This is a genomic window from Salinicola sp., assembly GCF_982684285.1.
This window is the reverse complement of the sequence record NZ_CEXLVS010000282.1, coordinates 1-4918: the sequence shown is the minus strand read 5'-3', so window position 1 is coordinate 4918 and position 4918 is coordinate 1. Positions and strand designations below refer to the sequence as shown.

The window sequence follows — 4918 nt, the reverse complement described above, 5'->3', positions numbered from 1 at the left end:
GGCCGCCTGCAAGACCGACAGTCAGGCGCGCCACGAAGACTACGTGTTCCACCGGGCGGTGGTCGAGGCCACCCACAACCCGTTTTTCGTGTCGCTGTACGACCAACTGCACGAGGGCGCCATCCCGCGTACGAAACTCTTGTCCGTGGAACTCGACCCCGAAGCCGTATCTTACTATCTTGAAAGAGTTGCCCGTGAGCACGCCGAGGTCCTGCAGGCCATCGTCTCGGGCGAGGCGGAAGCCGCGCGCAACGCCATGTATCGTCATCTTCAGCGGGCGTACGACAACTACGCCGCGTATCAGGATCATTCCCAAGCGTGACGCCCACCGGCCCGGACCGACGTTCGGGCCGGCCAACCGCAGTCCTTTCGCGTCTACCGCCCTCGCCAGGAGGGTGGAGGCGTCGTGTTGGCGCCGGCGTCCGGACATTCAAGCGCTATCCAGGAGGCAACGTGAATCTGACTGGCGAATTATTGATCGGGCAGCAGGCCGTCAAAGGCGGTCGCGATCCGATCGTGGCGATCAATCCGGCAACCGGGGAACGGCTGCCGACCGAGTTCCACGGGGGAACGGCGGAGGACGTTTCGCGGGCCTGCGAGCTGGCCTGGTCGGCCTTCGACAGCTACCGTGAGTCCTCGCTCGAGGCTCGCGCCGACTTTCTCGAGACGATCGCCGACCAGATCGAAGCGCTCGGCGACGCCCTGATCGAGCGTGCGGTGGCCGAGACCGGCCTGCCGCAGGGGCGAATTCAGGGCGAGCGGGGGCGCACCTGCGGCCAGCTCCGGCTGTTCGCCAAGACCGTGCGGGCCGGCGAATGGCTGGACGTGCGGGTCGACCCGGCCTTGCCGGATCGTCAGCCGATGCCGCGGGTCGATCTGCGTCAGCGTCACATCGCCCTGGGCCCGGTGGCGGTCTTCGGTGCCAGCAACTTTCCGCTGGCGTTTTCCGTGGCCGGCGGGGATACCGCTTCGGCGCTGGCCGCGGGCTGTCCCGTGGTGGTCAAGGCGCATCCGGCGCATCCCGGCACCTGCGAACTGGTCGGACGCGCGGTGCAAGCGGCCGTCAAGCAGTGCGGGCTGCCGGAGGGAGTCTTCTCGATGCTGCACGACGCCAGCTTCGAGGTCGGCCAGGCCCTGGTCGCCGATCCGCGGATCAAGGCCGGCGGCTTCACGGGGTCGCGCAAGGGCGGGCTGGCGCTGCTGGATATCGCCCAGAGCCGTCCGGAGCCGATTCCCTTCTATGCCGAGATGAGCAGCATCAACCCGGTTTTCCTGATGCCGGCGGCGCTCAGGGCGCGTGGCAAGGCGCTGGGCGAAGCGTTCGTTGGGTCCCTCAACATGGGGGCCGGGCAGTTCTGCACCAATCCGGGGCTGGTGATCGCGATCGAAGGGCCGGATCTCGATGCGTTCGTCGACGCCGCCGCGCAAGCGGTCGAGGCCAGCGCCGCCCAGACGATGCTGACGCCGGGCATCCACGATGCCTACGACCACGGTGTCAGTGCGCTGGCCGCGAATGCCAAGGTGAGAGAGGTCGCGCGGGGGCAGCAGGGCGACGGCCCCAACCAGTGCCGGAGCGGACTGTTCGTGGCCGCTGGCGAGGACGTGATCGCCGATGAATCGCTCCAGGCGGAGATCTTCGGGGCCTCGTCGCTGATCGTCGCGTGCCGTGACGCCGCCGAGGTCAAGCGTGTGGCCGAGGCGCTGGAAGGCCAACTGACGGCGACCCTGCAGATGGACGATGGCGATCTCGAAGCCGCCAGGACGCTGTTGCCGATCCTGGAGCGCAAGGCCGGGCGCATCATGGCCAACGGCTGGCCGACCGGCGTCGAGGTGTGCCACGCCATGGTCCACGGCGGCCCATTCCCGGCCACCTCCGATGCGCGCTCCACCTCCGTCGGCACGGCGGCGATCTTCCGCTTCCTGCGGCCGGTCTGCTACCAGGATCTGCCGGATGCGCTGTTGCCGGAAGCCGTTCGCGAGGGCAATCCGCTGAAGCTGCGCCGACTGCTGGATGGCGAGCGCGAAGGCTGAACCGTCGGCCCGGACGCCGATCCCTGCCACGACCGTGAAACGGGCCGCTCGAGAGAGCGGCCCGTTTCTTTCGGTGAACGGTGGTTGGCGGCTATATCAGCGCCAGCCACTTCAGCAGGAAGAGCCCCAGACTCAAGGTGAACATGGAGGCGAAAGTGGTGATGACGATGATGTTGGCCGCCAGCTTGTCGTTGGCCTTGAATGCCTTGGCCATGACGAAACTGGCCGCCGCCCCGGGGCAGCCCAGGTAGAGGAACAGAATCCCCAGGGCGGGTCCCTGGATGCCCATGGCGAGAGCCCCGAGAATGCCGAGCAGCGGAACCCAGACCAGCTTCCACAGGCTGGCATCGAGAGCGATGCTGCTGCTGCGCTTGAACGCGCTGATCGAAAGCGTGCCGCCGATGCAGATCAACCCCAGCGGCAGCGACATGCCGGCGAGATAGCCGCCCGAGGTCATGGCCCAGCCGGGCAGCTCGATGCCCGACAGTGCCACCGGGATGGCGAAGACCACGCTCAGGATCAGGGGGTTCTTGGCCAGGTTCCTGGCCAGACTGCGGAAGTCGGTGGCCACCTGGTCGCTGTAGAGCGAGAGGATGAAGACCGAGAAGACGTTGTAGATGACGATGACGGCACCGGCCAGCACGCCACCGACGGAGAGGCCGTAGTCGCCGTATTGGCCGGCTGCCAGCGCCAGTCCGACGATACCGTTGTTGGCCCGGAACGCGCCCTGGGTGAAGATGCCGCGCTCTATCCGCGGGTGTCGCCAGATCGCCCAGGCCCAGGCGAGAAAGAAGCTGACCACGGTGTAGCCGATGAAGTAGCCGATCAGGTCCGGTTGCAGTGCACGGCTCAGGTCGGCCTTGACGATGCTGAGGAACAGCAGTGCCGGCATGGTGACCTTGAACACCAGCATCGAGGCCGTGGTGATGAAGTGGGCGTCGATCCAGCCGATGCGCTTGAGACCGAGGCCCAGGAAGACCATCAGGAAGACGGGAAGCGTGATCTCCAGCGTATGGGTAAAGGCGGCCAGCAGCCCCATCGGTCACTCTCCGCCGCGTACCAGCCAGAAGCCGACGATCAGCGCTGCGATCAGCAGGGCCCAGAATAATCGGTTACGCAGGCGAGTATCGCGATGGGATCCTTTGCGAGACACAGTACAATCCTTTTTGGCAAACGCTTCGAACGCGCGTTCGGCGAGCGTGTCGACGATAGCGTCGGCAAGGTGAAGCGGTAAAAATGTATAGCCGATAGTCTAAGGGAATTCGGATGTCGATGCTGCCTTATCCACTGGTCTTCGCCCACGCCAACGGCTTCACCGGCGCCAGTTACCGGACGTTGCTGTCGCCGTTGGCGGGCCGTTTCGAACTGCACCCGCTGGATCGTCTGGCCCACGACCCCCGCTATCCGGTCGGACGCAACTGGCTGGCGCTTCGCGAAGAGTATCTCTTTGCGACCGCGCCGCTGGCAGCGCCGGTCGTGGCCGTGGGCCACTCCATGGGCGGGGTGTTGTCGATCATGGCGGCGGCCAAGGAGCCGCAACGCTTCCGGGCCGTGGTGGCACTGGACCCCCCGTTGCTGCTCGGGCGTGATGCCTGGATGTTGAAGGCCGCCAAGCTGACAGGGTTCGTCGATCGGGTGACACCGGCTGGCAAGACGCTGAAACGTCGCGCGACCTGGCCCAGCCGCGACGCCATGGCCGCGGCGTTGCGTCGCCGCTCGCTGTTTCAGCGCTTCACCGAGACCGCCATGAGCGACTACGTCACCGGGGCGACCACGATCGACGATGACAGTGGTGCCACCAGGCTGCGCTATGCGCCCCGAACCGAAGCGGCGGTGTTTCGCCACCTGCCGGATCACCTGGCGTCGGTGCTGCGCAAGCTCGAGGTGCCGCTGACGGTGATCGCCGGCGAGGCGTCGGACCTGTTGACGCCCGGTCGCCGGCGCTCGCTCGAGCGGCTGGGCATTCGACTTCGCTGCGTACCCGGGGGACACATGTTCCCGTTCGAACAACCGGAAGCCACCCGCGAGGCCATCGTCGGGGCCATCGACGAGATGCTGGGAGAGACCGCGTGAGACCAACGGAGACGGTACTGGGAGAAGGGCGGCTGGCGGCATTGAGCTGGGGCGACGAGGCCGCGCCGGCCTGGGTGGCCCTGCACGGCTGGCTCGACAATGCCGCGTCCTTCGCTCGGCTGGCGCCAGCGCTGGTCGCCGAGCTGGGCATTCGCCTGGTAGCGCTGGACTTGCCGGGGCATGGTCATTCGCCGCACCGCGGCGAACGCGCCGACTATCCGCTGTGGGGCTACGTCCCCGACGTACTCGAGGCGCTGGACGGGTTGAACCTGCGCGCCGCGACGCTGGTCGGTCACTCGATGGGCGCGGGCGTCGCCAGCCTGATCGCCGCGGCGATGCCGGCGCGAGTGGAGCGGCTGGCGCTGATCGACGGGCTCGCCTCGACCACCAACGAACCGGCCGAGACGGTGGTACAGCTGCAGGCGGCCCTGGGGGCACGGGAGCGGCGACGCGGCAGTGCCGGCGACTACCCGAGCGTGGACGACGCCGTCGCGGCGCGGGTTCGTGGCGGGGTCACCCCGATCGATGCGGATACCGCGCGGCCCATCGTCGAGCGGAACCTGGCTAGAGGGTAGGATGGGCGCTATCGCTGGCGCACCGACCGGCGCCTGACCTGGCCGTCGCTGCTGCGCTGGACGCCGGACCAGATGCTGGAGACGGTGGCCGCGATCCGGGCGCCGGTATTGCTGTTGCAGGCCACGGGCGGCGTGTTGGCGGGGCGGCCGCATCTCGGCGATGCCTGCCGTCGGATCGACAGGCTCGAGCGACGGCTCGTCTCCGGCGGCCATCATCTGCCTCTGGGGCGCATCAGAGT

General features: G+C 67.6%; 5 protein-coding genes. 4 read left to right on the top strand and 1 reads right to left on the bottom strand.

The annotated features are described in order from the left end of the window. Together AC3AYF_RS18205 and AC3AYF_RS18200 are read left to right on the top strand one after the other, a co-directional pair. Nucleotides 1–322, top strand: a 322-nt coding sequence (locus tag AC3AYF_RS18205; protein ID WP_295041412.1) for a FadR/GntR family transcriptional regulator, incomplete at its 5' end; no start/stop codon positions are given. A gap of 131 nt (nt 323–453) precedes the next feature. Beyond that, the gene (locus AC3AYF_RS18200; protein ID WP_487780142.1) at nt 454–2031 is read left to right on the top strand and encodes an aldehyde dehydrogenase (NADP(+)); all 1578 of its coding nucleotides are present in this window, start codon (nt 454–456) and stop codon (nt 2029–2031) included. Between the two features lie 91 nt (nt 2032–2122). On the opposite strand, the gene AC3AYF_RS18195 is transcribed toward AC3AYF_RS18200, so the two are convergent. Continuing rightward, complete coding sequence (locus tag AC3AYF_RS18195; RefSeq protein ID WP_298847983.1) at nt 2123–3070, bottom strand: AEC family transporter; 948 nt, start codon at nt 3068–3070, stop codon at nt 2123–2125. A 227-nt stretch (nt 3071–3297) separates the two neighbouring features. Between AC3AYF_RS18195 and AC3AYF_RS18190 the strand changes: the two genes are divergently transcribed. Together AC3AYF_RS18190 and AC3AYF_RS18185 are read left to right on the top strand one after the other, a co-directional pair. Then, nucleotides 3298–4104 carry an alpha/beta fold hydrolase gene (locus tag AC3AYF_RS18190; RefSeq protein WP_295041322.1) on the top strand — a complete coding sequence of 269 codons (807 nt, stop codon included), beginning with the start codon at nt 3298–3300 and terminating at the stop codon, nt 4102–4104. Further along, nucleotides 4101–4679, top strand: coding sequence for an alpha/beta fold hydrolase (locus AC3AYF_RS18185; RefSeq protein WP_487780141.1), 579 nt, complete (start codon nt 4101–4103; stop codon nt 4677–4679). Before AC3AYF_RS18190 ends, AC3AYF_RS18185 begins: the two co-directional genes overlap by 4 nt. Nucleotides 4680–4918 lie beyond the last annotated feature (239 nt).

Excerpts from the sequence above, each read along its gene's own strand:
- AC3AYF_RS18195 (WP_298847983.1), bottom strand. The coding sequence starts at position 3,070 with ATGGGGCTGCTGGCCGCCTTTACCCATACGCTGGAGATCACGCTTCCC.
- AC3AYF_RS18190 (WP_295041322.1), top strand. The coding sequence starts at position 3,298 with ATGTCGATGCTGCCTTATCCACTGGTCTTCGCCCACGCCAACGGCTTC.